Origin of the sequence: Agrobacterium radiobacter, assembly GCF_040801995.1 — a bacterium.
Lineage (GTDB): Bacteria > Pseudomonadota > Alphaproteobacteria > Rhizobiales > Rhizobiaceae > Agrobacterium > Agrobacterium radiobacter.
On record NZ_JBEGHX010000001.1, the window covers coordinates 1,408,298 to 1,432,845 of the forward strand.

31 protein-coding genes are annotated in these 24,548 nt (G+C 59.0%); 15 read left to right on the forward strand and 16 right to left on the reverse strand.

What is annotated here, in order from left to right:
* Nucleotides 1-37 precede the first annotated feature (37 nt).
* Both MRBLRC7O_RS07065 and MRBLRC7O_RS07070 read right to left on the reverse strand, forming a co-directional pair.
* A complete protein-coding gene (locus tag MRBLRC7O_RS07065) occupies nucleotides 38-649 on the reverse strand; it encodes a flavin reductase family protein (RefSeq protein ID WP_080866215.1) in 612 nt (203 codons plus the stop codon).
* Entirely contained in the window at nucleotides 649-1,230 is a 582-nt protein-coding gene (locus MRBLRC7O_RS07070) for a nitroreductase family protein (RefSeq protein ID WP_060724317.1), read from the reverse strand. The genes MRBLRC7O_RS07065 and MRBLRC7O_RS07070 overlap by 1 nt, the downstream gene beginning before the upstream one ends.
* Nucleotides 1,231-1,339: 109 nt before the next feature.
* Here MRBLRC7O_RS07070 and MRBLRC7O_RS07075 point away from each other — a divergent pair, with 109 nt between their 5' ends.
* Nucleotides 1,340-2,320, forward strand: a complete 981-nt coding sequence (locus MRBLRC7O_RS07075; RefSeq protein ID WP_080864241.1) for an RgsD C-terminal domain-containing protein — start codon at nucleotides 1,340-1,342, stop codon at nucleotides 2,318-2,320.
* 259 nt (nucleotides 2,321-2,579) lie between these two features.
* Here the strand turns inward: MRBLRC7O_RS07075 and thrS are convergent, their stop codons facing one another.
* The 4 genes from thrS to MRBLRC7O_RS07095 all read right to left on the reverse strand — a co-directional run bounded on the left by thrS (nucleotide 2,580) and on the right by MRBLRC7O_RS07095 (nucleotide 6,040).
* On the reverse strand, nucleotides 2,580-4,583 hold the full coding sequence (gene thrS / locus MRBLRC7O_RS07080) for a threonine--tRNA ligase (RefSeq protein WP_080866216.1): 2,004 nt from the start codon (nucleotides 4,581-4,583) through the stop codon (nucleotides 2,580-2,582).
* A gap of 126 nt (nucleotides 4,584-4,709) precedes the next feature.
* Nucleotides 4,710-5,234: a DUF1697 domain-containing protein gene (locus MRBLRC7O_RS07085; RefSeq protein WP_080866217.1), complete on the reverse strand. Its 525-nt coding sequence runs from the start codon at nucleotides 5,232-5,234 to the stop codon at nucleotides 4,710-4,712.
* On the reverse strand, nucleotides 5,231-5,590 hold the full coding sequence (yidD, locus tag MRBLRC7O_RS07090) for a membrane protein insertion efficiency factor YidD (protein WP_080866218.1): 360 nt from the start codon (nucleotides 5,588-5,590) through the stop codon (nucleotides 5,231-5,233). Before yidD ends, MRBLRC7O_RS07085 begins: the two co-directional genes overlap by 4 nt.
* A gap of 3 nt (nucleotides 5,591-5,593) precedes the next feature.
* Nucleotides 5,594-6,040 (reverse strand): iron-sulfur cluster assembly scaffold protein, encoded by a 447-nt coding sequence (locus MRBLRC7O_RS07095; RefSeq protein WP_026364143.1) that lies wholly within the window; start codon nucleotides 6,038-6,040, stop codon nucleotides 5,594-5,596.
* A gap of 283 nt (nucleotides 6,041-6,323) precedes the next feature.
* On the opposite strand from MRBLRC7O_RS07095, the gene folE reads away from it, so the two are divergent.
* The 4 genes from folE to MRBLRC7O_RS07115 all read left to right on the forward strand — a co-directional run bounded on the left by folE (nucleotide 6,324) and on the right by MRBLRC7O_RS07115 (nucleotide 8,959).
* On the forward strand, nucleotides 6,324-6,950 hold the full coding sequence (folE, locus tag MRBLRC7O_RS07100) for a GTP cyclohydrolase I FolE (protein WP_003495569.1): 627 nt from the start codon (nucleotides 6,324-6,326) through the stop codon (nucleotides 6,948-6,950).
* A gap of 124 nt (nucleotides 6,951-7,074) precedes the next feature.
* Nucleotides 7,075-7,527, forward strand: a complete 453-nt coding sequence (gene hisI, locus MRBLRC7O_RS07105) for a phosphoribosyl-AMP cyclohydrolase (protein ID WP_020811294.1) — start codon at nucleotides 7,075-7,077, stop codon at nucleotides 7,525-7,527.
* A 95-nt stretch (nucleotides 7,528-7,622) separates the two neighbouring features.
* Nucleotides 7,623-8,561: a patatin-like phospholipase family protein gene (locus MRBLRC7O_RS07110; protein WP_003508061.1), complete on the forward strand. Its 939-nt coding sequence runs from the start codon at nucleotides 7,623-7,625 to the stop codon at nucleotides 8,559-8,561.
* Between the two features lie 68 nt (nucleotides 8,562-8,629).
* The gene (locus MRBLRC7O_RS07115; protein WP_003508060.1) at nucleotides 8,630-8,959 is read left to right on the forward strand and encodes a hypothetical protein; all 330 of its coding nucleotides are present in this window, start codon (nucleotides 8,630-8,632) and stop codon (nucleotides 8,957-8,959) included.
* Between the two features lie 52 nt (nucleotides 8,960-9,011).
* Here the strand turns inward: MRBLRC7O_RS07115 and MRBLRC7O_RS07120 are convergent, their stop codons facing one another.
* Nucleotides 9,012-9,446 carry a CBS domain-containing protein gene (locus MRBLRC7O_RS07120; RefSeq protein WP_003508059.1) on the reverse strand — a complete coding sequence of 145 codons (435 nt, stop codon included), beginning with the start codon at nucleotides 9,444-9,446 and terminating at the stop codon, nucleotides 9,012-9,014.
* A gap of 154 nt (nucleotides 9,447-9,600) precedes the next feature.
* Complete coding sequence (locus tag MRBLRC7O_RS07125; RefSeq protein ID WP_020811297.1) at nucleotides 9,601-10,338, reverse strand: rhomboid family intramembrane serine protease; 738 nt, start codon at nucleotides 10,336-10,338, stop codon at nucleotides 9,601-9,603.
* Between the two features lie 354 nt (nucleotides 10,339-10,692).
* Between MRBLRC7O_RS07125 and MRBLRC7O_RS07130 the strand changes: the two genes are divergently transcribed.
* Nucleotides 10,693-11,235 carry a PAS domain-containing protein gene (locus MRBLRC7O_RS07130; RefSeq protein WP_162687195.1) on the forward strand — a complete coding sequence of 181 codons (543 nt, stop codon included), beginning with the start codon at nucleotides 10,693-10,695 and terminating at the stop codon, nucleotides 11,233-11,235.
* A 184-nt stretch (nucleotides 11,236-11,419) separates the two neighbouring features.
* Nucleotides 11,420-12,037 carry a PilZ domain-containing protein gene (locus MRBLRC7O_RS07135; protein ID WP_003508056.1) on the forward strand — a complete coding sequence of 206 codons (618 nt, stop codon included), beginning with the start codon at nucleotides 11,420-11,422 and terminating at the stop codon, nucleotides 12,035-12,037.
* Nucleotides 12,038-12,284: 247 nt separating this feature from the next.
* On the opposite strand, the gene MRBLRC7O_RS07140 is transcribed toward MRBLRC7O_RS07135, so the two are convergent.
* Nucleotides 12,285-12,545 (reverse strand): hypothetical protein, encoded by a 261-nt coding sequence (locus MRBLRC7O_RS07140; RefSeq protein WP_003508055.1) that lies wholly within the window; start codon nucleotides 12,543-12,545, stop codon nucleotides 12,285-12,287.
* A 257-nt stretch (nucleotides 12,546-12,802) separates the two neighbouring features.
* On the opposite strand from MRBLRC7O_RS07140, the gene MRBLRC7O_RS07145 reads away from it, so the two are divergent.
* Nucleotides 12,803-13,411, forward strand: a complete 609-nt coding sequence (locus MRBLRC7O_RS07145; protein ID WP_003508054.1) for a transglutaminase-like cysteine peptidase — start codon at nucleotides 12,803-12,805, stop codon at nucleotides 13,409-13,411.
* 84 nt (nucleotides 13,412-13,495) lie between these two features.
* On the opposite strand, the gene MRBLRC7O_RS07150 is transcribed toward MRBLRC7O_RS07145, so the two are convergent.
* Both MRBLRC7O_RS07150 and MRBLRC7O_RS07155 read right to left on the reverse strand, forming a co-directional pair.
* Nucleotides 13,496-13,930 (reverse strand): DUF1489 family protein, encoded by a 435-nt coding sequence (locus MRBLRC7O_RS07150; protein WP_020012781.1) that lies wholly within the window; start codon nucleotides 13,928-13,930, stop codon nucleotides 13,496-13,498.
* A gap of 65 nt (nucleotides 13,931-13,995) precedes the next feature.
* On the reverse strand, nucleotides 13,996-15,399 hold the full coding sequence (locus MRBLRC7O_RS07155) for an L-serine ammonia-lyase (protein ID WP_003508052.1): 1,404 nt from the start codon (nucleotides 15,397-15,399) through the stop codon (nucleotides 13,996-13,998).
* On the opposite strand from MRBLRC7O_RS07155, the gene MRBLRC7O_RS07160 reads away from it, so the two are divergent.
* Entirely contained in the window at nucleotides 15,398-15,787 is a 390-nt protein-coding gene (locus MRBLRC7O_RS07160; protein ID WP_161974088.1) for a hypothetical protein, read from the forward strand. The two genes, MRBLRC7O_RS07155 and MRBLRC7O_RS07160, sit on opposite strands and share 2 nt — an antisense overlap.
* Nucleotides 15,788-16,057: 270 nt before the next feature.
* On the forward strand, nucleotides 16,058-16,408 hold the full coding sequence (locus MRBLRC7O_RS07165; RefSeq protein ID WP_026364145.1) for a hypothetical protein: 351 nt from the start codon (nucleotides 16,058-16,060) through the stop codon (nucleotides 16,406-16,408).
* A gap of 9 nt (nucleotides 16,409-16,417) precedes the next feature.
* On the opposite strand, the gene MRBLRC7O_RS07170 is transcribed toward MRBLRC7O_RS07165, so the two are convergent.
* A complete protein-coding gene (locus MRBLRC7O_RS07170; protein WP_080866220.1) occupies nucleotides 16,418-17,182 on the reverse strand; it encodes a phosphodiester glycosidase family protein in 765 nt (254 codons plus the stop codon).
* 107 nt (nucleotides 17,183-17,289) lie between these two features.
* Nucleotides 17,290-17,451: an entericidin domain-containing protein gene (locus MRBLRC7O_RS07175; RefSeq protein ID WP_003495552.1), complete on the reverse strand. Its 162-nt coding sequence runs from the start codon at nucleotides 17,449-17,451 to the stop codon at nucleotides 17,290-17,292.
* Between the two features lie 192 nt (nucleotides 17,452-17,643).
* On the opposite strand from MRBLRC7O_RS07175, the gene MRBLRC7O_RS07180 reads away from it, so the two are divergent.
* Both MRBLRC7O_RS07180 and MRBLRC7O_RS07185 read left to right on the forward strand, forming a co-directional pair.
* A complete protein-coding gene (locus MRBLRC7O_RS07180; protein WP_080866221.1) occupies nucleotides 17,644-18,420 on the forward strand; it encodes a formyl transferase in 777 nt (258 codons plus the stop codon).
* A 91-nt stretch (nucleotides 18,421-18,511) separates the two neighbouring features.
* Nucleotides 18,512-19,432, forward strand: coding sequence for a methylenetetrahydrofolate reductase (locus MRBLRC7O_RS07185; RefSeq protein WP_060726322.1), 921 nt, complete (start codon nucleotides 18,512-18,514; stop codon nucleotides 19,430-19,432).
* 54 nt (nucleotides 19,433-19,486) lie between these two features.
* Here the strand turns inward: MRBLRC7O_RS07185 and MRBLRC7O_RS07190 are convergent, their stop codons facing one another.
* On the reverse strand, nucleotides 19,487-20,425 hold the full coding sequence (locus tag MRBLRC7O_RS07190; protein ID WP_003508046.1) for a LysR family transcriptional regulator: 939 nt from the start codon (nucleotides 20,423-20,425) through the stop codon (nucleotides 19,487-19,489).
* Between the two features lie 239 nt (nucleotides 20,426-20,664).
* On the opposite strand from MRBLRC7O_RS07190, the gene MRBLRC7O_RS07195 reads away from it, so the two are divergent.
* Nucleotides 20,665-20,883 carry a DUF1127 domain-containing protein gene (locus tag MRBLRC7O_RS07195; protein WP_003508045.1) on the forward strand — a complete coding sequence of 73 codons (219 nt, stop codon included), beginning with the start codon at nucleotides 20,665-20,667 and terminating at the stop codon, nucleotides 20,881-20,883.
* A gap of 271 nt (nucleotides 20,884-21,154) precedes the next feature.
* Nucleotides 21,155-22,192: a GlxA family transcriptional regulator gene (locus tag MRBLRC7O_RS07200; protein WP_003508044.1), complete on the forward strand. Its 1,038-nt coding sequence runs from the start codon at nucleotides 21,155-21,157 to the stop codon at nucleotides 22,190-22,192.
* 130 nt (nucleotides 22,193-22,322) lie between these two features.
* Here MRBLRC7O_RS07200 and MRBLRC7O_RS07205 read toward each other — a convergent pair whose 3' ends face one another.
* Both MRBLRC7O_RS07205 and MRBLRC7O_RS07210 read right to left on the reverse strand, forming a co-directional pair.
* A complete protein-coding gene (locus MRBLRC7O_RS07205; protein WP_080866222.1) occupies nucleotides 22,323-23,798 on the reverse strand; it encodes an NAD(P)H-hydrate dehydratase in 1,476 nt (491 codons plus the stop codon).
* Nucleotides 23,795-24,067 (reverse strand): hypothetical protein, encoded by a 273-nt coding sequence (locus MRBLRC7O_RS07210; RefSeq protein WP_077998371.1) that lies wholly within the window; start codon nucleotides 24,065-24,067, stop codon nucleotides 23,795-23,797. The genes MRBLRC7O_RS07205 and MRBLRC7O_RS07210 overlap by 4 nt, the downstream gene beginning before the upstream one ends.
* 89 nt (nucleotides 24,068-24,156) lie before the next feature.
* Between MRBLRC7O_RS07210 and MRBLRC7O_RS07215 the strand changes: the two genes are divergently transcribed.
* The gene (locus tag MRBLRC7O_RS07215; RefSeq protein ID WP_003508042.1) at nucleotides 24,157-24,495 is read left to right on the forward strand and encodes a P-II family nitrogen regulator; all 339 of its coding nucleotides are present in this window, start codon (nucleotides 24,157-24,159) and stop codon (nucleotides 24,493-24,495) included.
* Nucleotides 24,496-24,548: the final 53 nt, after the last annotated feature.

A 24,548-nucleotide genomic window follows, 5' to 3' on the forward strand; every position in this document is an offset into this window, starting at 1 on the left:
ACCATAAAAATTAACCGCATCCGAAGAAGGACTATATTTACGGCGCAGTAGAGGGGCGCTGCAGCTGGAATACATCGCTGCCGCCATCGCAGTAATCCATATAGCCCATTCGCGCCACGGGGCGCGACAGGCCCATGTCGATGCGGCCATCGCGGATGATCGTTTCATCGATATGGATCGCCATGACCTGCCCGATCACCATCCACGAATCCGTCGGCTTACCGTCGACATCCCCGAGTTGCTGTATCTGCGTCACCCGGCATTCCAGAACAGCCAGGGCTTCGCCAACGAAAGGCGCGTCCACCACCCGCCCATTGACGGCGGTAAGGCCGGCAAGGGCGAACTCGTCGACATCATAAGCAACAGGTGCAGAAGACGCATTCATCCGGTCCACCAGGTGGCGGCTGACGAGATTGGCGGTGAAGACACCGGTTTCCTCGACATTGCGCAGGCTGTCCTTCCTGCCGCTCGAGGAAAACATGACGAGCTTCGGCCGGTCCGAAATCGCGTTGAAGAAGGAATAGGGCGAGAGGTTCATGGAACCGTCCCTGCCCTTGGAGCCGATCCAGCCGATCGGCCGCGGCGCGACGATGGCCTTGAACGGATCATGCGGCAGGCCGTGCTGGTTGGTGTCCGTGGTGTAGAACATCAGACGTCCCCGACCCAGGTGACGACATCGGCAAGCTCCGGCCGCGGCCGCTCCACCGGCGGGAATGTCGTTGAGCCGATGTGGATATAGCCCGCGACCTTCTCTTCCCCGCCGACGCCGGTCTCAGCAAGGAATGCCGGGTCGAAAGCAAGCCATTCCGTCAGCCAGTTCGCGGCAAAACCGCTGGCATTGGCCGCGAAGATGACGTTGAGGCACACCGCGCCGGCGGACATGACCTGCTCCCATTCCGGAATCTTGAAATGCGGCTTGGCGGTGCTGATGACGGCGATAACGACGGGCGCGCGGGTGAAGCGCGTGCGCTCCGCTTCCTGCTGCTGCAGGTCCAGTTCCGGGTTCTTTTCAAGCGCGATCCTCAGCGCCGTTTCACCGAGACGCACACGCTCCTCGCCGCGATAAACCACGAAACGCCACGGCGCGAGCTTGCCATGATCAGGCACGCGCACGGCAAGGCGCAGGATTTCCTCGATTTGCCCCTTCGAAGGTCCCGGCTCGGCAAGTTGCAGAGCCGGCGTAGAGCGGCGAGCCTTGAGATAATCGAGGAGCTTGATATCACTTGTCATGATCAAAAATCTTCCATTCTGCTGTCATCGCGAAACATGGGCCTTGAAATAGCCATGGCATTGGTTTTGAAGTGATGCGGGAAAATCAAGAAGTCAATCGGTATCGAAAATGTCGGCAATCAAAATCGCGGCACGTCTGGCCATTGCATGTGCTGCGCTTGGCCTTTTATCACAGGCCGCTTTTTCGCAGGATGCCTTTAAAGACTTCAAGCAACTCGGCGGCACGCCGAAAATGCCGAAACTCAACGCTTTCACCGCCCCTTCCGCACCCAATGCCCCCGCAAGCACCGCCCGCGATATCGCCATGGAAGCTAAGCTGACGAGCGAAGGCGAGGCGGTGAAAGAAGGCCTGTCCTGGCGCGTTTTCAGCCCCATTCCCGGCGCTGACGGCAAATTGCCGATGCTGGCAAGCTCCGAGGGCGGCTCGGCCCATTTCAATCTGGTACCCGGCGAATATTTCGTCAACGTCGCCTTCGGCCGCGCCGGCGTCACCAAGAAACTCAATATCCCAACGTCTGGCAACGTTCAGAAACAGGTGCTGATTCTCGATGCCGGCGGCTTCGTGCTGAACGCGGTCGCAGGGTCCGACAAGCAGATTTCCAGCACCCAGCTCAAATTTTCCGTCTATTCGTCGGACGCCCGGCCGGATGGCGAACGCGGCCTCGTCATGGCCGATATCAAGCCCAACACCATCGTGCGGCTGAATGCCGGCACCTATCACGTGGTTTCCGAATACGGCAACGTCAATGCGGTGGTGCGCGCCGACATTCAGGTGGAAGCCGGCAAGCTGACCGAAGCGACGCTGCAGCACCAGGCCGCGCAGATCACCCTCAAGCTCGTGTCCGAAGAGGGCGGCGAAGCCATTGCCGATACGGCCTGGTCCGTGCTGAACGGCGGCGGCGATGTGGTGAACGAAAGCGTCAGCGCGTTTTCGACCATGGTTCTCGCGGAAGGCGAATATACCGCCATCGCCCGTAACAAGGAAAAGGTCTACCAGCGTAACTTCAAGGTCACGTCGGGCCGGGATTCGGATGTGGAAGTGCTGATGAAAGATCAGGCGCCGGAAGATATGACCGGGGATTTCGAGTAAGTCTGATTGAGCCGGCCGCGACGCCAGCGATAACGTCCGAAACTTCTCTTCCGTCATGCCGGACTAAATCCGGCATCCAGCCACGGCGCGTCTGCGCCGTGAGGGACGAGTCTTTCGCGATCAAGGACTTGATCGCACTGGCCCCCGGATCTAGTCCGGGGTGACGGAGTGCGGATGCCCCGCCCTCTGCCAATCATAGCGCTGCTACAGCACATCGTTCACAAACAAAAACGGCCCCCGAAGGGGCCGTTGTCATTTCTCACGCAACCTGCTTTTTCGCCGCAAGCTTGCGCTTCACATCGGGCGGCGTCGCCTCGTCCACGAGGCTTGTAATGGCCTCATCGAGCGACATCGACGTCTGGTTCTGCGAACCGAGACGGCGGATGTTTACGGTGCGCTCTTCCGCTTCCTTGCGGCCGCAGACGATGATGACCGGAACCTTGGTCACCGAATGCTCGCGGACCTTGTAATTGATCTTCTCGTTGCGGAAGTCGGTCTCAACCGCCATGCCCGCCTCGCGCAGCGCTTCGGCGACCTCGCGGCCGTAATCGTCCGCATCCGAGGTGATCGTGGCGACGACGACCTGAAGCGGCGCAAACCACAGCGGCATGTGGCCGGCGAAGTTCTCGATGAGAATACCGAGGAAGCGCTCCATCGAGCCGCAGATGGCGCGATGGATCATCACCGGCTGCGTCTTTTCGGAGTTCTGGTCGATATAGAAGGCGCCAAAGCGTTCCGGCAGGTTGAAGTCCACCTGTGTCGTGCCGCATTGCCATTCACGGCCGATGGCGTCCTTCAGCGTATATTCGAACTTCGGCCCGTAGAACGCACCCTCGCCCGGCATAATGCCGGTCTTGATGCGGCCGCCGGACTGTTCCTCGATGGTCTTCAGAACCTCCAGCATCACGCTTTCGGCGCGGTCCCAGAGATCGTCGGAACCGACGCGCTTGTCCGGACGGGTGGACAGCTTGACGACGATCTCGCTGAAACCGAAATCCTCATAGACGGAGAGGATCAGGTCGTTGATGCGCAGGCATTCCGCCGCCATCTGCTCTTCCGTGCAGAAGACATGCGCATCGTCCTGCGTGAAGCCGCGAACGCGCATCAGGCCGTGCAGAGCACCGGATGCTTCGTAGCGATGGACATTGCCGAATTCCGCAAGACGCACGGGCATTTCGCGGTAAGACTTCAAGCCATGCTTGAAGATCTGGACGTGGCCGGGGCAGTTCATCGGCTTCAGTGCGAAGACGCGCTGATCGGCTTCCTCGTCATCGGGATGGGTAAAGGCATGGGCGGATTTCACCGCAAACATGTTTTCCTGATACCAGCCCCAGTGACCGGAGGTTTCCCACAGCGACTTGTCCAGCACCTGCGGCGCGTTGACTTCCTGATAGGTGTTGGCGAGCCGACGACGCATATAGGCCGTCAGCGTCTGGAACATGCGCCAGCCCTTGCCGTGCCAGAAGACGACGCCCGGGCCCTCTTCCTGGAAATGGAACAGGTCCATTTCGCGGCCGAGACGGCGATGATCCCGCTTTTCGGCTTCGGCCAGAACATGCAGATAATTGTCCAGCTCTTCCTGCGTCGCCCAGGCGGTGCCATAGATGCGTGACAGCATCGCATTGTTGCTGTCACCGCGCCAGTAAGCACCCGCCACCTTCATCAGCTTGAAGGCGGTGCCGACCTGCCCCGTGGAGGCCATATGCGGGCCACGGCAAAGATCGAACCAGTCGCCCTGGTAATAGATCTTCAGGTCCTGACCTTCGGGGATCGCATCAACCAGCTCGACCTTGTAATTCTCGCCCTTGGCGGCGAAGACTTCCTTGGCCTTTTCGCGCGACCAGATTTCGCGGGTAAACGCCTTGTTGCGCTGAATGATTTCCTTCATGCGCTTTTCGATCTTCGGCAGATCTTCGGGCGTGAAGGGCTCGTTCTTGGCGAAGTCGTAATAGAAGCCGTTCTCGATGACAGGGCCGATCGTCACCTGCGTGCCGGGCCAAAGCTCCTGCACGGCCTCGGCCATGACGTGGGCGGCATCGTGGCGGATGAGTTCCAGCGCACGCTTGTCTTCACGCGTGACGATCTCGATCTTGCCATCGGTGATGGTATCGGACAAATCGCGCACGGTGCCGTCAAGCGCAATGGCGACGGCCTTCTTGGCAAGCGATTTGGAGATGGATTCGGCAACCTCGCGGCCGGTCGTGCCGGGGGCGTAGCTGCGGACGGATCCATCGGGAAATGTAAGGGAAATGGCTTCAGACATCGTCTAGTGCTCCTGTCCAGTCCCGCCAACGAATGCGGGTGGTGTTGGAATAATGATCTGCCCGCTGAAAACGGACAGGCAGCCTGATAAAGACTTTTGCCATTCCAGTCAAAGGTGAAGGGTCGTTCAGCGAAGCATTTCCGCGAGACCATTGACGGTATTGGCGTTGCGGGTCGTGCCTATGCCGAGCCTCCTGGTGGTTAGGACCGGGAGAAGCCGGCTCTCGCTCGGCTTTCCCAGAAAATCGATCCATAAATCACCGCCAATAACGGCGATCTTCTCCTGCCGCCGATATTTTTCGAGAAACCCGAGAACGTCCTCGCCGAGCGGCTCCCGCATCACCCGAACGCAGACATCGGATGGATTGCCATCCGGAAACGGATTCTCAGCCGCCAGTTTCAGCCAGTCGCGAGCCGGGCGAACCATGACATCGACATGTTTGTCGAAACGCTTTTCGAAGGCGCGTTCAAGCCTGTCCTCAATCTCGCGAACGGGAGCATCCTCCGCACGAAAGACCAGGTTTCCGGTGGCTACAAGCGTCCGGCACTCGGCAAATCCCAGTTCTTCAGCCATTGCGCGCAGATCGGCCATGATGAGCCGCTTGCCCGCGCCAAGGACGATGCTGTGCAGCAGCGCCACATGATCCTTCATCGATGCAGGCTCCAGTATCGCCAGGGCGCCCACCAGCGCCTCGTGCTGCCGAGCGCTTCCGGCACCGGGTCCAGTCCGCTCGTGCCGCCAGGGCCGCAGCGCGCAACGCGAAACAGGGTCATCCATCCGCCCGCCCACAGCCCGTGGCGGGCGATGGCCTCATAGCCATATTCGGAACAGGTGGGGATGTGACGGCAGGAATTTCCGATGAAGCCGGAAAGCGTCAATTGATAAAGCCGGATGAAACCAACGCCCAGAAGCCGCCCCGGCGTTTTGGCAAAGCTGCCCGCCCAGTTGCGGGATCGGCCCGCTTTTTCCGCCGTCTGCTGATGCCGGCAGCCCGGTTCGCCGCACATGGCCTAACCTGCGGCGTTCAAAGCCGGCCGGCCTTCGATCTGGTCGAGAGCATCGACCACCGCTTCAAAGGTCAGCATGGTGGAGGCATGGCGCGCCTTGAAATCGCGCACGGGCTGAAGCACCCGCATATCTTCGAAACGGCCCGCCGGCCCTTCGCCGCCCTGTTTCAGCATGGCGAGCATGTCTTCCCGCGCCTGCCGGATTTCACCGCTGGAAGCGCCGATGATGTGATGCGCCATGATGGAGGCGGAGGCCTGGCCGAGCGCGCAGGCACGCACCTCGTGGGAAAACGCCGTCACGATGCCGCCTTCGACCTTCAGATAAACCTTGAGCTTAGAGCCGCACAGGCGCGAGTGTTTTTCGGCGCTGGCGTCGGCATCTTCAAGAACACCCGTCAGCGGAATATTCCCGGCAAAGTCCAGAATGCGATTATTGTAGATGTCGTCCATCGTCAGGTGCCCGGCGCGCTCAAGATTGCCCAAAAACAGGACAGGTCAAATTTTTCAAACACAGCGTTTGTCGCAGTGAAGCTTTCCTGCCCTTCATTCTCATTATATGCTAACGAGCTTTCTGGACATCAAGCCGTGATGAAATTAACGGCTCCGATACCGAAATAACAGCATCGGTCTTGCCAAAATGCTGTAAAACAACCAGATAGCAGCAACTGCGAACAAGAGTTCGCGATGAAAAACGAATTCAGGTGCGGCCTTTACCCGCATCGGGAGAGACGGAATGGATGCGATCGTGAAGAATTTCCCCGGCGCTGGCGCAAAACCCGACGTGGCAGAAGCTCGCCCAAGCCAGGCCGAAGCGGAAGAAGCAGTGCGCGTTCTTCTGCGCTGGGCAGGAGAAAATCCCGCCCGCGAAGGACTTCTGGATACGCCGAAGCGCGTCGCCAAGGCCTATCGCGAGCTTTTTGCCGGTTATGAGCTGAACGTTCAGGACGTGCTCGGCACGACCTTCGAGGAAGTCGGCGGTTATGACGATGTGGTGCTGGTGCGCGACATCCCCTTCTTCTCCCATTGCGAGCACCACATGGTGCCGATCGTCGGCAAGGCGCATGTCGCCTATCTTCCGGCCGGGCGCGTGCTCGGCCTGTCGAAGATCGCCCGCGTCGTTGAAATCTTCGGCCGCCGCCTGCAGACGCAGGAAAACATGACAGCGCAGATCGCAAGATCGATCGAAGAAACCCTGAAACCGCGCGGCGTGGCCGTCATGATCGACGCCGAACATATGTGCATGTCCATGCGCGGCGTAAACAAGCAGGGGTCGACGACGCTGACCACCAGCTTCACCGGCACGTTCAAGAACGATCCGGCCGAACAGGTGCGCTTCATGACCATGGTGCGCAACCGCTAGGCATCGGACCGAAAAGTGTAGCGCGGGTTTTTGAAAACTCGATGCTCAGACAAATTTTGGAGTGGCGGAGTGATCTCATTTTCCCCGCCGCTCTGAAACCTTCCGCTTTTCTCCCGGGGTAGCCATGTCCATTTCGTTTCCGTCCGCGCCTGCGGACAAGGAAGTGCTCGAAAACGCAGGTCTCTTTTCGCCGAAATTCGATGCCCACGGCCTTGTCACCGCCGTGGTTACCGATGCACGCGACGGCGAATTGCTGATGGTCGCACATATGAATGCGCAAGCCCTGTCGCTGACGCTCGAGACCGGTATCGCCCACTATTACAGCCGTTCACGCGACAAGATCTGGAAGAAGGGCGAAACATCGGGCAACCTGCAGACGGTGAAGGAATTCCGCACTGATTGCGATCAGGACGCGGTGTGGCTGAAGGTCTCCGTCGCCGGCCATGATGCGACCTGCCATACCGGTCGCCGCTCCTGCTTTTATCGCACCGTCGAGCTCTCCAATGGCGATGCTGTGACGAAGATCACCGACGACACCCGCCATTTCGATCCGGCCACCACCTATTCGGACAAATAAACGGCCACCTTCCATCGGCCGCACCAATTTGCTACCAATATAGCGGGCTCCGGGGATAAGGGCGGAGCTTCACAGAATTGGCAGGGAGTGCGGTCATGTTGGGATGGGGAAATCGTCACAATCATCTTGCGGCTGGAAATCCCGAAGCCACCGGCAATGAGCCGCCCGTCACCCAGATCGTCGACAAACACCGCATAGCGCTCGCCCTTGGCGGCGGCGCGGCCCGCGGCTGGGCCCATATCGGCGTCCTGCGGGCGCTGGACGAGGCCGGCGTGAAGATCGGCATGATCGCCGGCACGTCGATCGGAGCGCTAGTGGGCGGTTGTTATCTCGCCGGCAAGCTCGATGAGCTGGAGGAATTCGCCCGTTCGCTGACGATGCGCCGCATTGCCGGCCTGCTCGATTTGACGATCGGCGGCGGCGGCCTTTTTGGCGGCATGCGGCTGACCAAGCGCATGCAGGAGCATCTCGAAGGCCTGCGCGTCGAAAACCTCGATCATCCCTTCATCGCCGTCGCCACGGAGCTGCGCACCGGCCACGAAGTGTGGATCCATCAGGGCGACCTCGTCACCGCGCTGCGTTCATCCTATGCCCTGCCCGGCATTTTCGAACCCGTGCAATGCAACGGCCGCACGCTGATTGACGGCGCGCTCGTCAATCCCGTGCCGGTTTCCGTCTGCCGCGCCTATGAGCAGGCGCTGGTCGTCGCCGTCAACCTCAACTACGATCTCTTCGGCCGTTCCGCCGTGGTCAAGCACGCAGCCTCACCGCATGGCGGCGGCACACCGCCGGTGGAAACGGCGCCGCGTCCCGGCCTGCCGGGCGTCATGGTGCAGGCCTTCAACATCATTCAGGACCGGATTTCGCGCTCGCGTCTAGCGGGCGACCCGCCCGATCTGATGCTTCATCCCCGCATCAACCATATCGGCCTCTCGGAATTCCATCGCGCCAGCGAAGCTATCGATCGCGGATATGAGGAGACGCGCTCCCGTATTCCGGAGCTTGAGCGCATGCAGCAGGCGTTCCGGCGCTAATACGCTACTTTCAAAAACGTCTCCAAAGCCCAGAATGAATAGATGAAACGCCCGGAGATGGTGAGACCATGTATTGGTATATCTCAGTCCTGCCCCCGACCGACAAAAACATATTGTGCGACACGAATCGATTGATCGGGTTTCTGGAGGGACAGCCTGAGCTCAAACGGACAAGCGACGTCACCTTTACGTCGGCGGACGGTCAGCCCTGGATCGACATCGTCATCGTGAAAGAAGCGGCCGATGGCAACTGGTCCAGCAGCGGCAAATTCATTTCACAGTTCAATCGGGTTGAAATCGTCTGCTCTGATTATGAGACGCAAAACTTCTACGTGGAAATATCGGCGAAAATAGCCGACTTTCTTCAATGGCGACTTGTTACCAAGGGCGATGCGTGAGTCCCGGCCCGAGATTGAACCTTTTCCAGCCATCTGACGCCGGGACGCAAAATCATCCGGCAATATAAGCCTTGATGTGCTCCGCTTCTGCTTCGATCTCGCCGATCCGCGCCTTCACCACGTCACCGATGGAGATGATGCCGGCAAGGCGGCCGTTTTCTTCAACAGGAACATGCCTGAAACGTCCGCCCGTCATGATTTCCATCAGCTCATCGGTGGTGGAATTGTGATGACAGCGAATGACATTCTTGGTCATGGCCACCGAAACGGATTGCTGGAGGGAAGCAGCACCCTGGCCCGCCACGATCTTCACCAGATCGCGTTCCGTGAAGATGCCGAGAACGACACCGTCGGCGTCGGTCACGACGACGGAACCGATCTTATGCGCATTAAGCGTTGCCGCCGCTTCACCGATGCTGACCTCCGGACCGACAGTCACGACGTCCCGGCCCTTGCGGTCGAGAAGATCCTTTACGAATGTAGGCATGCCTTCCTCCTCTTTTCAGCGATCCGCAGTGCCGCAGTCTCCCCCGGCGGTTGCAAATCATGAGATATGGTGCGCTGAGGCCCGCATGAATGCAATCCCGCATGGGGCGTGCGAAAGCAAATTTGCGCCACGGCCGACAAGGAGCGTGATCGGCCTAGCGTAACGGACGATCGAAAAGGCCGAAGAACAGAAAGCCGAGCAGAAAACCGAAAACATGGGCGTCCCAGGCAATTTCACCGCCGACATCGCCGAACAGCGGCACGCCCACCGCAATCAGCACATTGCCGAACAGCCACATCAGCGTGAAGATCAGCACCGTGCGGTTGGAAAGCGCCGCAAGAATGCTCTGCCTCGGCATCAGATGGCCGAAGGAGGCGCTATATCCGCCACGCGCGGGGAATGCGAAGCGGCAGGCCGCCCCCATCAGCGCCGAAACGACACCGGATGCGCCGATCAGTACCGTCACATCACCCCAGTTCAACGCGGCATGACCAAAGGCCGAAACAGCGGCGGAAATGCACCATAACAGCACGAAGCGCACTGTTCCGATCCGGCGCAGAACCGGCGCGCCGAAGGCCATCAGCCACAAGCCATTAAAGAGAATGTGCTCGATACCGCCATGCAGGAAAGAATAGGTCACCGGCGTCCAGAGCCATTCCAGCCCCTGCTGCGAAAAAGGCACCGCATAACGCAGCGGAATGAAGCCAAAAGTGAAGATGAACCAGCCATTGCCTTCCTCCGACAGAAGATAGGCGGGAACCACATAAGCGATGATCAGCGCGGCCAGTATGCCGACCAGCAGCGATGGCAGGTTGAAGACGGGATTACTCGTATCGTCTTTCGGCTCCGGTGTTTCCGAAACCGGCGGCTGTTCGCCGTCCCCGTAGGACATGATCCCATCCCTGTCTTGGTCGAATTTTGCGTTCCCCGAGCAATATAGGAAGCCCGAACGAAAAAAAAGCCGTCCCGCCTTTGAAGCGCGCGACGCCCAAACCGCAATCGGTCAAGACGCCGGGCCAGGGACGGTCCGGCTTGCGGGCCCGCCGTAAAATAACGGGCGGCGCCATCGAATTGTGCTGACGGAGCTTTCCCCGACATGGCCGCACCGATGCCACGGCCATTGCCGCCATTCAACATCAACCCTTTGTTAACCTTAACAAATCCAGTTGGCACGAAAATCGCTACACCTCAGAATACAGACGTTCGGATGGACATGATGTCCCAAAAACGAACATGGAGAGATGCTATGAAGAGCATGGCCGGACTGGACATATATGCCTATTGGGATGAATTGCGCGGCAAGCGATCGGCCCCTCGACGCGAGGACATCGATCCCGCAAAGCTGAAACATCACCTCGGCGATCTTTTCATCCTCACCGACAAGGGAGAGAACACCCCGTTCTTCCGCCTTGCCGGCACACGTCTCTGCGACCTCTTCGGCCGCGAGCTGCGGGATCGCCCGTTTTCGGAACTGTGGCATCAGGCAAATGCCACCTTCCCCTGCCGCGTTGCCCGCGGCATCCTTCATCATCAGTTGCCCGTGGTCTTCGATCTCGAGGCGGAGGACAGCCATGGCGCCGCACCGCTGGCATATGAAATGCTGCTCCTGCCGCTGCGCACGGATCCGGACGCCGCTCCAAGGTTGCTCGGGGCACTGCTTGCGGAGCGGCCGCGACACGAATTCGCCGCGCCCATCCAGCATCTGTCAATGAAAAGCAGCCGCCTGCTGCGCCTGGACATCGCGCCCGTAGAATATCCGATGGATACGTTGCGCGCCGAAAGCTGCTGACCGGCCTGTTTCACCGCCCCCAAACCCGTCTGGAAAAGGTGCGGCGGCGTCGAAATGTCAACAAAATAGGTCAGAACTGTAACGATATTGCCGATCAGAAAAATTGTAGAGATTAAACAATACAGTCTGTTAACTCGTGCAAGGTAGAAACTTAGCGTCATCATTCATTACAATTGCGCTGCTCATGTTTTCGTCCCGTTCGGTCAACACCGCCCAAATCCTGCGTCCGGTTGAGGAAGCTCATCTTGACGACGCCGTCCGTGTGTCCTTCACCGGCCGCCTCATGTTGCCCGACCATGAAGAATATGATTGCACCGCGACCGAGATGACCGCCGAAAGAGCGCAGTTCACCTGCTCGGGTATTGCCCGCCACGGGGACCGCGTCATCGCTTATCTCCAGCATATCGGCCGGATCGAAGGCACGGTGACATCGCTCACCGCATCGGGTTTTCTCATCGCCATCAACGCGCCGGAGCGCAAGCGGGAAAAACTTGCCGCCCAGCTGGCATGGATCGCCAAGCGTCAATTGCTCGGCCTGCCGGAAGACCGCCGCCACGACCGCCTGACGCCGCGCAACGCGAGAGCCCAGCTTGTTCTGGAAGACGGCGTGCTTGTCGCCTGCCGACTGATTGACCTTTCCCTGTCGGGTGCGGCAATCGAGATCGAAAACCGGCCGCCGCTCGGAAGCCGGGTCCAGCTCGGCAAAAACATGAGCGGCAAGATCGTGCGCCATTTCATGGAAGGCGTCGCCGTCGAATTCGACCGCGTCCAGTCGCCCGACGCACTGATTGAATTTCTCTAGGACGTTCCACCAAACGCGGCAGGTTCTGCGCCCGTACGAATACGTGCGGCATTTGACGTGCTTTGCGCTCGCCCTAGTCGCATGATTGAGACGATTCCCGGACCACGGTTTGGCAGTCTATGCTTTGTCCTTCGCGGCTGTATCGGGTTCACGAGCCGCTGATAGCTTCCGGCGCTCCATTCTCTGCTTTCTCGCTGCCGAACCTTTCCATTTCATGCCCCGACCGCGCACGACATCCTGCGCATGCTCAGCGTGCCGGACGGAAAACGTAACTACCAGGGACAGCTGTGCGGCAGATCGGTCCACCATATTCGGCGAAAAGGATAAACGCGGCGGAACATGTCACGCCCTTGATCAGATCATCCACGGCACGAAAATCGACCCGCAAAACTTTTTTCCAGAAAAAATGCAGTTTTTTTGAAGTTTTTTTGCCGCTTTTTCCGGCCTGTCCCAGCCTGAGACAGCCATCCCAAAACGAGAAATCCACGCCTTTGGTACCGTTCGCCAACTGGCTGTACAGCGCTCCGGAAATATCTCCGTGCCGAAAATTGCTTTCAATACAGGGGCCTAAATGGCTACCAAAAGCCTAAGGGTGCGATGCGTAAAATTGTAATAAAATTTGCTTCAAACACGCATAAAAACTAATTCGAATACAGTTCAAAACAACGGCTAATTTGCTGAAATTTAAGCTCAAATTGCGCTTCGCAAATTTCCGCCGGGTCAAAATATACCTGCGAATGTCTCCTCAACACGGGGAGACAAGCAATGAACAAGAACAACCGTTTCGTTTTCACTCTGATCGCATTCATCGTCAGCGCCTTCGCGCATCAGGCAAGCGCGTCGCCGGCCGCCGTCATGCGCGTCATCAGCAAGGCCAATCCGCCGATCGGCCACTATGAATTCTGCCAGACCTATCAGAGCGAATGCCAGCCGACATCGCTGGACAACGGCCCGATGAAACTGACTGAAGAGCGCTGGAAGACGATGCTCGACGTCAACTACACCGTCAACACCACCATCACGCCGATGACCGACATGGAAATCTATGGCGTCGAAGAGCGCTGGGCCTATCCGACCACGGTGGGCGATTGCGAAGACTTCGTGCTTCTGAAGCGCAAGATGCTGATGAACAAGGGCTTCTCCGCCTCCAACCTCTTGATCACCGTTGTTCTGCAGCCGAATGGCGAAGGCCATGCCGTTCTGACCGTCCGCACCGATCGTGGCGATTTCGTTCTCGACAACATGCGCAACAAGGTCATGAACTGGTCGGAAACCGAATACACCTACCTGAAGCGCCAGGACACCGCCAATCCCGGCCGCTGGGTCAAAATTCAGGATGGTCGCGCCACCACCGCGGTCGGCGGCATCAACTGAAGCCAGAAAACAACCCGTCTCCCCAAACGAAAAAAGCCGGCTCCCTAAAAGGGGCCGGCTTTTTTCATTTTCATCCGTCAGGCGTCAGAGCAGACCAAGCTCCGCCAGTTCACGCCTGAGATCGGAAGGCATGTCCTCGCCGCCTGCACCGCCGCCGAGATCGCGTGGAGCTTCATCGTCCTTCAGGTAACGCCAGCCCTGAAACGGGCGCTTTGGCGCAGGTGAGGTTTCGATGACTTCGGGGCCGAGAATGAGGTCACAGCGGGAAATACCGTCTTCGCCCTTGAAGGAGCGGATATCGAGAAGTTTCTGCCGCGCCTGTACCTGTCCCTTGATAACCCAGTAGAGCGAACCGCCCTCGAGCAATTCCTCGACCCGTTTCGGGATCATCCGGGTGGTGTGAACGCTGTGCGGCTCAAGGCCTGCGGCAATTGCGGTCAGCGCGCGATGCGCGACCCAGTCTCTCAAGTCCTGGATTGAATCCGCGCCGACGCAAAGTTTGATGAGATGTAAAGGCATGGTTCTATCAATGCCTTTTTGCAGCGGGCGTCAAGCATGGCAACCATGCCGGACGCCCTGCCCGTTCAGCACTCCACAACGTTCACGGCAAGGCCGCCGGTGGAGGTTTCCTTGTATTTCTCGCTCATGTCATTGCCGGTCTGGCGCATCGTCTCGATACAGGCGTCGAGCGGCACGAAATGCTGGCCGTCGCCCTTCAGCGCCAGCGAGGCCGCCGTCACCGCTTTCACCGCGCCCATGGCATTACGTTCGATGCACGGCACCTGCACAAGCCCGGCAATCGGATCGCAGGTCATGCCGAGATGATGTTCGAGCGCGATCTCGGCGGCATTTTCCACCTGCTCCGGCGATCCGCCCATGACCGCGGCAAGACCCGCCGCCGCCATGGCGGAAGCCGAACCCACCTCGCCCTGACAGCCCACTTCCGCGCCTGAAATCGAGGCATTGTGCTTGATGATGCCGCCGATGGCGGCCGCCGTCAGCAAAAAGTCGCGCACGTCGTCGACGCTCGCATCCTCGTGGAAATGCCGGAAATATCTGACGGTCGCCGGAACGACACCTGCCGCACCATTGGTCGGCGCGGTCACCACGCGGCCGCCGGCGGCGTTTTCCTCGTTCACGGCCATGGCGTAAACGCTCAGCCAGTCATTGGCCATCACAGGGTTCAGCCGGTTGCTGCGCCATTCCGCATTCAGCTTCTCGTAAATGGAGCGGGCGCGGCGGCGCACCTTCAGGCCACCAGGCATGATGCCGTCCACTTTCAGACCGCGCTCAATGCAGCCGTTCATGGCTTCCCAGATCTGGTCGAGGCGCTCGTTCAGTTCCTCGCGGGAAACCACCGTCTCCTCATTGGCGCGCTTCATCTGGGCAATGGTGCGGCCGGAACGGGCCGCCATCTCAAGCATTTCCCGCGCCGTCCCGAAGGGATAAGGCACGCGCGGACCATTATCGATGGTCTTGCCGCGCTGCTTGATCGCCTCCAGTTCCGTATCGGTCACGACGAAACCGCCGCCGACGGAATAATAGATGCGCTTGATGAGCAGCCTGCCCTGATTGTCGAAGGCGGAGAAGATCATGCCGTTGGCATGGCCGGGCAGCGGGTTCTTCTTGTCGAAGATCAGATCTTCTGCGGGCCGAAACTCATAGGACGGATGGCCGGGCGGCGTTACCGTGCCGGCCTTCTCCACCGCATCGATAATGGCGTCCATCGCATCGGGGTCGACAAGGTCCGGCCGCTCGCCGGTGAGGCCCAGAATGACGGCACGCCCTGTGCCGTGGCCAATGCCGGTAAAGGCGAGAGAGCCATGCAGGCTGACCTTCAGCTGCGCAACGGCTGCACCCGCCGGTCGCGGCCACTCATCGCTGAGGATCAGCGCCAGGAAGCGGTTTGCAGCCGTCATCGGCCCCATCGTGTGGGAGCTCGAAGGACCGATACCGATCTTGAAGACGTCAAAGACCGAAAGAAACATGAAGTTCGCCCTGAATAAGAATGGATTCCTGCATCATCATATCCAAAGCCGAAACGGATCGCCACAAAAGAGCGTCAGCGGTTTGCGCAGCTGCGACATGAGCGTCCCAGAAACGAAAACAGCACGGTTTCCAGAGGAAAACCGCGCCGTTTCAAAACCCGTCATTCAGGAGAGATGCTTATGGGCTGCCAAAAATGTACGTCAATGCGAGAAAAGCGGCAAAGCCTGCAAGTGCGCGCAAGGTGACGCCCCAGCAGGATTTCTGAGCGGTTTCTTCCATGATTACTCCAGCTATTCACTCTCCGGGGGATCTTCAAGACCCGGCCCGTTGAGGCAAGCATTTATTAAAATCCGGCGGCGAACGCAAATGCAAAAAGCGGCTAAATGAAGGCGTTTTCGATGGGCTGCCATTCGCCCCGTGCATAGGTATGTGAAAAAACAAGGTGTTAGCCCGGCGCGCAAAAAGACGTCATTTCGGGCTTCGCCGCAATTTAGGCTAAAGTGTAACCGTTATTTAAAGCTTTCCTACAAACGCCTGTTGAAAACCCCCGCGACCGAACACGTTGCAGTCGAATTTCTTCCACTGAAGCGTCGCGCCTTGAAAGGCCGCCAGTGCTGCTTTATCGACGATGGCAACGGCAACGATGCGAGTCACCCCATGCAGCAGGCATCCTCTTTTCCCGACCGTGAAACGGTCGCGTCGAAACTCACTTCGCTGACAAGCGAAGATAAAGCGTGGGTGCTGCTGTTGATGGAAAACGCCCTGCAGGACGAAAACCTGCTGGCCGGCCTCAATCTTTATCTCGACCAGCAGACCAATGCCCGTTTCCTGAACAGCCTGAAGCTGGAAACGACCGGCGAATGGCTTGGCGGCAATGCCCCTTCCCGGTTGCAGATCCGCATCACGGAAACCGCAAGAGCGAGCCAGCACCCCGCCTATATCGCCTTCCGCAAAGGGCTGACGGCATCGGCCGGTCTCGAAAAAGCCTATCCCAAGGCGCCGATCTGATCTTTTCGGCTAATCCGGCACCCGATCGACAACGGCGATGATCGGCCCCATGGGAAACAGCGAATCCCGGCGGTTCATCGCAGGAATATCGACGCTGGATATGGTGCCGTCGAGATAGAGCGCATTCGGCGCATCCAGCACGTCCCTGAACAGCGTGGCGAAATCATAAAAGCGCACGGTATTTTCCGAAATGGCGAAATGCACCATACCGTCGCGGGAGACGCCGACGCCGTTGCGCCGCTTCAGGCTGTCGCTCTCGGGCAGGAAGCGCGGATGCAGCTTGCCGTCGATTACCAGCATCGGCCCGGACTGGGTGGCGAAATCGGCTTTCGGATTAGCCGCCAGATAGGCTGCGGTTTCCAGCACGCCAGCCTTTGCACCCTTCAGATAAAACACGCCGTTCGGCAAAAGGTGAAAATTGCCCCAGCCGCCCCGGGTGCTGAGCGGCGAACGCTCCACCCCATTTTCAATGTAGAGGCCGACGGGCGAATAGTCGGAATGATACATGCCGCCATTCATGGCGAAGATGCTGAACATGTGCTGTCGCCACAAGGCCGACGACAGGTCGGCGAAACTGCGGTATCCCTGCCCGGAGACATGGTCGCGGTCATAAATGCGGATGGCGTTCCTTGCCGGATCGAAACTGCAGACGGTGTAGCGCCCGCCCGCATGATCGATGGCCTTGCAGAAATCCGGCTGCCCACCGGCCTGCGCGGAAAATGGCAACAACAACGGCAGCAGCGCCTGCGCCAGTTTCTTCATCGATGAAATCATGCCCGCCCCTTTGATTCTCGTCAGGCGAACATTCGCAGGGAAATTCGGTCAAAGAAAAGGCGTCACCCGGGTTTTCGGGTAACGCCTTTCCGGGAGGGGAGCCTTGATTAACGACGCGCTGCGCGGTCCACGTTGCGGCCGGCATCCTGCGTCGCGTCAACGGCGTTTGCCGTATCCCGGCCCATGCCGCGAATGGTATTACCGCAGGAGCTGAGGGTGACGACAGTCAGCAAAGCCACGAAAACGGTCGAAAGAATACGTGTGATCATGTGAAACTACTCCCCTATGACTTGCCGTCCAAAGGCAAGCGCCAATGTGATATGCGTCACAATAACGTGAGTCCCAAAAAACGGTTCCAGCGGCATTTCAAAAAATCCTGTCGATGAAAATTAACATGGTTTTGAAGTTCACGAGTGACACTCGGCAACTGCATCATGGCTTAGGAAAATCCCGTGGGTGATATGACTGACATCAACAATCGGCTTCTGGTGATGACGGCGGGCGGCGTGAACCCGAACGTCATGATCAATGCTCTGGCTGCCCGATTTCCCGATATCCACGTCTTCATGGAGCAGCCGGAAAGCAAGTCGGTCATTCTCAGGCGACGCGCGAGACGGCTTGGCTGGATTGTCGCTGCGGGCCAGATAGCGACGATGATCGCCTCGCGGCTCGGCAAACGCTTCACGGTTCGCAGAAGCAACGAGATCATCGCCGAACACGGTCTTTCTCCCGATCTCCACCACAGCCTTCCCGTTACGCAATTCGCCTCGCTCAACGATGAGGAATGCCGCAAGGTCGCCAATCTGCTGCAACCGGCTGCAATCTTCACCATTTCCTGCCGTCTGCTGAGACCTGCCACGCTGCAGGCCCTGCAATGCCCGGTCATCAATTTCCACGCCGGCATCAACCCCGCCTATCGCGGGCAGATGGGCGGCTACTGGGCGCTGGTGGAAAAGGACCGAGGCAATTTCGGCGCGACCGTGCATCTGGTCGACAAGGGTGTGGATACCGGCGCAACACTCTACGAGAAGCGGCTGAAACCATCGCCTTCCGACACGATCGCCACCTATCCGCTGCTTTTGACCGCCGCTTCGGTGGATATCGCTGTCAGCGCCATCGAGGACGCCCTTTCCGGCAGCCTTGCGCCGCAGCCGCCCTCACCCGGCAAATCGGTGCTGCGTTTTCCGCCGACCATCTGGACCTGGCTGTGGAACGGCCTGACGAAACGGATCTGGTGAAACCGAAACTCTCCGAACCGGGGTTGAGCTTCGTCGCAGATGCAAGCCTGTCTTGCCGCAACAGGCACAGACTTCGCCGAAAAATCGGTGCATGATAATAAAAAGGATCATGCACAAATTGCCCGATATTTCCGCCGCTTCCATCATTCCCGCCTCCATCGAAGCCTCGCCCGCGCAGGTACTTGGCGCGAGCGACCTTGCCGGTCTCTTTCCGCAGGGTGTCCGCGTCTATCTCACCGACACCGGAGCTGCCTCGCAGGAAAGGCTCGTTGATGCCGCAGGACATTTGCGCGACCTCGGTTACGAGCCAGTGCCGCATCTTGCAGCGCGGCGCATAGCTTCCCGCACGGGGTTTGAGGAACAGGTGAGACGGCTTGCCGGAGAAGCGGGTGTCACGGATGTTCTGGTTGTCGGCGGTGGTGTCGACCGGCCGGCCGGTCCCTTCGCATCCAGCATGGACATGCTGTCGTCAGGCATTTTCGACCGTTGCGGGATAAGGCAGATCGCCATCGCCGGCCACCCGGAAGGCAGCCCGGATTTCAACGACGACACGGCGATGGCCGCACTCAGGCTGAAACGCGATTTTGCAGAAAGAAGCGATGCCGCAATGCGCATCGTCACGCAGTTCGGTTTTGATCCCGCACGTTTCATCGCCTGGGCGGAAGGACTAAAGGCGTCAGGCATCGATTTGCCGGTGCATATCGGCGTTTCCGGCCCGGCCAAGATCACGACGCTCTTGAAATATGCCGCACTCTGCGGCGTCGGCAATTCCATTGCCTATCTCAAGAAAAACGCGCTTTCCCTGACGACGCTGGCGAAGGGCCATTCGCCGGAAAGCATCGTCGGGCCGATCGAGCGGCACTGGCAGGCCAATCCGCAGGGGCCTATACGGCAGATTCACGTCTTTCCCTTTGGCGGATTGCAGAATTCAGCCGACTGGCTGGTCAAGCGTGGAAGCTGGCAAACCGGCGGCGCGGACCGTTCGGCATCACAGGATTCGATAGCAGGCTAAAAGCCGCCATCCTGACAGCGCGACGGGCCACGGCCGCCGCGCATTATCAGGACCTCAGGCCGCCTTGGCGACCTCGACAAAAGCGTTTCGAATGCTTTCAGCCACGGCAAGAACAGGGCGCGACGCCTTGTCGCCCATGATCAGGCGGATATCGAAAGAACCGAGTTCCGGCAGGCCTTCCTTGTCGCCCAGAATGACCATGTCGTTCAGCACATAGGATCGCGGCAACGGCGCAATGGCGAGATCGGCGGCAATCGCCGCGCGCTGCGCCATGGTATGGCCGCTGAGATAGGCCACGCGGAAATTGCGCCCGCGCCGTTCCAGCGAATTGATCGCTTCCGAGCGCCAGATGCAGCCCTCTTCCCAGATGGAAATGGGCAGCGGATCGCGCAGATAGGCCGTGCCACATTTCGCGCCCGCCCAGACCAGACGTTCGCGCATCAGCACCTCGCCGGTGTCGCGCAGCGGATGCGAGGCACAGTTGACGAGGGCGAGATCGAGCCGCTGCTCGTCCATGCGCTTGTAGAGATTGGAACTGGAATCGATGGTGACGTCGATCATGATGCCGGGGAAAGCCTCGGCAAAACGCTTGAGAATACCCGGCAGCAGGCCACGCTCGCCAATATCCTCCGGCGCGCCGAGCCGGACGACACCTGAGAGTTCCGGCATGACGAAACGCGACACGGCCTCGTTGGAGAGCGCAATCATGCGCCGCGCATAGGTCAGCAGCGTCTCCCCATGCGCCGTCAATGTGACTGAGCGGGCATCGCGCAGGAACAGCGTCGTCTTCAACTGCTCCTCGAGTTTCTTGATCTGCATGGAAACGGCGGAAGGCGTTCTGAACACCACTTCAGCGGCGGTGGAGAAATTTCCCGTTTCCGCAATGGCGACGAAGGTTCTCAATATGTCGTTATCCAGCAACGGCAGCGGTTGGCGGAAAGTCACGGTCATGGCACGCACCTTCAAATATTTTGATTTATAGATGGATATCATTTCGTTTGATTGAATGTCAACAAGCGCGCACCATCCGGGACATCGATTGACGGGGCGAATTGAGCCTCGTCGGAATGAAGCACTGACGATCTCGCGGATTGGAATTTTCCCCGCAGGCGTCGCCGGCAATTCATTCCAAAAACTGATGAATGACATAAGATTCATTATCTTGCTTGATGAAACAGGCAAGCGCATATCGAAGTCGCAAACAGGATCGTGGTTCACGAAAGGATCAAGACATGACCATGATACATTATCTCCCGGTGACGAACCGTTCTACGCACCGTCCTTCACCCATTGGCTGGCTCCATCGCCTGTCGGACCAGGTTTCCGCCCGTTACGCAGAATGGCGCCGCGCCAGGATGCTCCGCGCACTGGAGGCATTGCCGCCTGAAACATTGAAGGATATCGGATGGCCGACCACCGACACCACCCGCATACACACCATCCGCAAATGATGTCCAACCGATGGCTCGCAACCATTGCGCGTCTTGCGAGCCATCCCTGCCCGCGCCCAAACGGCAGGATGGGGGCGCAAAACAGCCTGCCTGTTTTGCATGCGACACATCGCCTTTTTTAAAGGCTTGTCGCGAAATTTGCATATTTCAAAAGCTATTTTTTGACAGCTCCGATTCCGAGGCGTATTTTTCGTTAAAGATGTCGTAATCAGGACATCCAGAAGACCAATTCCAAGGGAGGAATTGCGTATTCGCAACGGAGCACGGGCAAATGAGCAGAAACTCCCAGAAGAAACGCTCAATCGTCTTTTTTCTCATTCCGCAATTTACCATGCTGCCATTCGCCGCAGCGGTTGAAACGCTTCGCATCGCCAACCGAATGTTGGGCTATCAGGCCTATGAATGGCGCCTTGCCTCCCTAGACGGCCAGAAGGTCATGTCGTCAAGCGGCATCTGTCTTGAGGCCGATACCTGTCTTGCCGACGAGCGGCGTTATGTCAGCGGCGAGAACCGCCCGGAAATGGCGATCATCTGTTCCGGCATCGATGTGGATCAACACATCAACAAGTCCGTCAATGCCTGGCTGCGCGAAGCCTATAATCGCGGCATCGCCATCGGCAGCCTCTGTACCGCCGCCCATATCCTCGCACAGGCTGGCCTCCTGAACGGCAAGCGCTGCGCGATCCACTGGGAAAACCTGCCCGGCTTTTCCGAAGCCTTCCCGCAGGTGGAAGTCTATGCCGACCTCTTTGAAGTCGACAGCAACATCTACACCTGCGCCGGCGGCACGGCCTCGCTGGACATGATGCTGAGCCTGATTGGCCAGGATTTCGGCGAAAACCTCGTCAACCGTGTCTGCGAACAGCAATTGACCGACCGGGTGCGCAGCCCGAACGACCGCCAGCGCCTGCCGCTGCGCGCCCGCCTCGGCGTCCAGAACAGCAAGGTCCTGTCGATCATCGAATTGATGGAAGGCAATCTCGCCGAACCGCTGTCGCTGCTTGATATCGCCGACGCCGCCGATCTGTCCCGCCGGCAGGTGGAGCGCCTCTTCCGCCAGGAAATGGGCCGTTCGCCCGCCCGCTATTACCTTGAAATCCGTCTCGACCGCGCCCGCCACCTGCTGGTGCAGTCTGCCATGCCGGTTGTCGAGGTCGCCGTCGCCTGCGGTTTCGTCTCGGCTTCGCATTTTTCCAAGTGTTATCGCGAAATCTACAATCGCACCCCGCAGCAGGAGCGTGCCGAACGCAAACTCTTGATCAGCGCCTCGCGAATGGCAATGGCGGGCCAGGGCAAAGCCGCGCATTGAGTGCTGGCATTAGCGCCTGAAATACGACCTCCGTCATGCCGACTTGTGTGGACGGAGTGGGGATGGTGGAACTGTGCCAAACCACCGGATCTATCAGCGGCCAGCAAACAGCGAACATAATCAGACCAATTCACCCAAACGGCCGAACCGCATGGGCAAGGTCTTCCGCCGTCATGCCGTCACCCGCCCTGTGGCCCGCCTGCCCATGCAGCCAGACACCGGCCGCAGCCGCTTCGAAGGCGGGGGCTCCCTGCGCCAGCAGCGCACCGATGATACCGGCCAGCACATCACCTGATCCGGCCGTCGCAAGGCTCGCCGGCGCATTGGTGTTGACCAGCGCCCGGCCATCAGGTGCGGCAATCACCGTGTCTGCGCCTTTATAGATCAGCACAGCGCCGCTGCGCGCCGAGGCGGCCTGCGCCTTCTCGATCTTGCTCAGCGTCCCGTCGGCGGCAAGATCGGGAAACAAACGCGCAAACTCGCCCTCATGCGGCGTCAGCACGAATTTTCCCGCGCCTGAAGTGACGCGCTCGAACAAGGTCTCCGCATAATCCTTGAAAGCCGTGATCGCATCGGCATCCAGCACAGCCGCCCTGTCTCCAAGCAGGGACACGAATTGCCGCGCCTTTTCCAGATCGCCGAAACCGGGACCGAGAACGAAGGCTCCATGACGCCGGTCGTCCAGCCAGAGCCGCAGATCATCGGCATCGTCCATCGGCGCATTCATCACGGCCGTCAGCGTCACGGACAGCACGTCGAGCGCCCGCCTCGGAGCGGCGACAGTGACGATACCCGCCCCTGCCTTCAGCGCCGCAAGCGCCGTCATGCGGCTTGCACCCGTCGCATGGGCCGGGCCGGAAAAGACGGTCAGATGGCCGCGGCGGAATTTATGCGTCTCGATATCGCTCGCGGGCAAGGCATCACGCCAGACCAGCGGATGGTTTTCCGCAACCGGGCCTGCGTGATCGGTGAGGATGCGGGAGGGAATACCGATATCGAACACCTCGAGCGCCCCGCAAAGCGCCCGCCCCGGCATCAGCAGATGGCCGGGCTTGCGCGCCATGAAGGTCACCGTCCGTTCGGCCGTGAACGAGGCACCAAGCGGCACGCCCCGCCGGCCGCAGAGACCGGAGGGCAGATCGACGGCGAGAACCGACGCCTTCGCATTGGTCACCGCCTCTATTATCCGTGCAAGCTCCTGAGGAATATCGCGGGACAGTCCTGCCCCGAAGACCGCGTCGATCACCACGTCGCCGGCAAGAGGCGCGTAGTCGCCAAGCGGCAACGGCGCCACCCCGCTGCGCTCGAAAGCCATCCGCGCATCGCCCCTGAGCGTACCGGCGTCACCGAGATGATGAACCACAACGACCGCGCCACTTTCCACAAGCGCCCGCGCCGCCACGTAACCATCACCGCCATTGTTGCCGCCGCCGCAAAGCACGACGAAACGTTGCGCCTGCGGATAGTGGCGAAGCGCTGAGGCGGCAACCGCCTGCCCCGCCCGCTCCATCAGATCATAAAGCGGAATGCCGGATTGACCGGCCGCCGCATCGATGCTGGCCATAACAGCCGGGTCAAAAAGGGAGAGGTCAGAGAGGGATGTCATGCCTCGATCATCCCTTCAAAACGCCGGAAAGGCAATCGATACAAAAATAAGCAGATAGCCAAGTCCAAATAATAATCAAATGCATAAAATATAAACAAACCAACTTCATCACACCCGCGCATTCTCAAATATTCAAACCATCTAAAATAATAAGAATTGGCAGAAATGCTGATGGATTTTTCAGGTTCCCGAGAGAAATTGGCTGGAAAACCGCCAAAACCGAATGCATTTTGTGTCGGAAGGCCGGGGGATCGAAGTTTTTTCTTCAAGCCCGCTTCCGATCTGGCACAATACGTGCATTCTTGTGGCAGAGCGGGAATAACCTGCTTTAACGGGAGAAGCGGAGAGATATTTTCTCATGAAAAAGATCGAAGCGATCATTAAGCCTTTCAAGCTCGATGAAGTGAAGGAAGCCCTTCAGGAAGTCGGACTTCAGGGCATCACGGTCACGGAAGCAAAAGGCTTTGGTCGTCAGAAGGGCCACACGGAACTCTACCGCGGTGCAGAGTACGTCGTGGACTTTTTGCCGAAAGTGAAAGTCGAAGTCGTACTGGCGGACGAAAACGCGGAAGCCGTCATCGAGGCGATCCGCAATGCGGCGCAGACCGGACGTATCGGCGACGGAAAGATTTTCGTTTCCAATATCGAGGAAGTCATCCGCATCCGTACCGGTGAAACAGGCGTGGACGCCATATAATCAAGAACGTCCCGAGCCGGGGAGGCTTGGGTTTTCACCTCGTCATCATCACA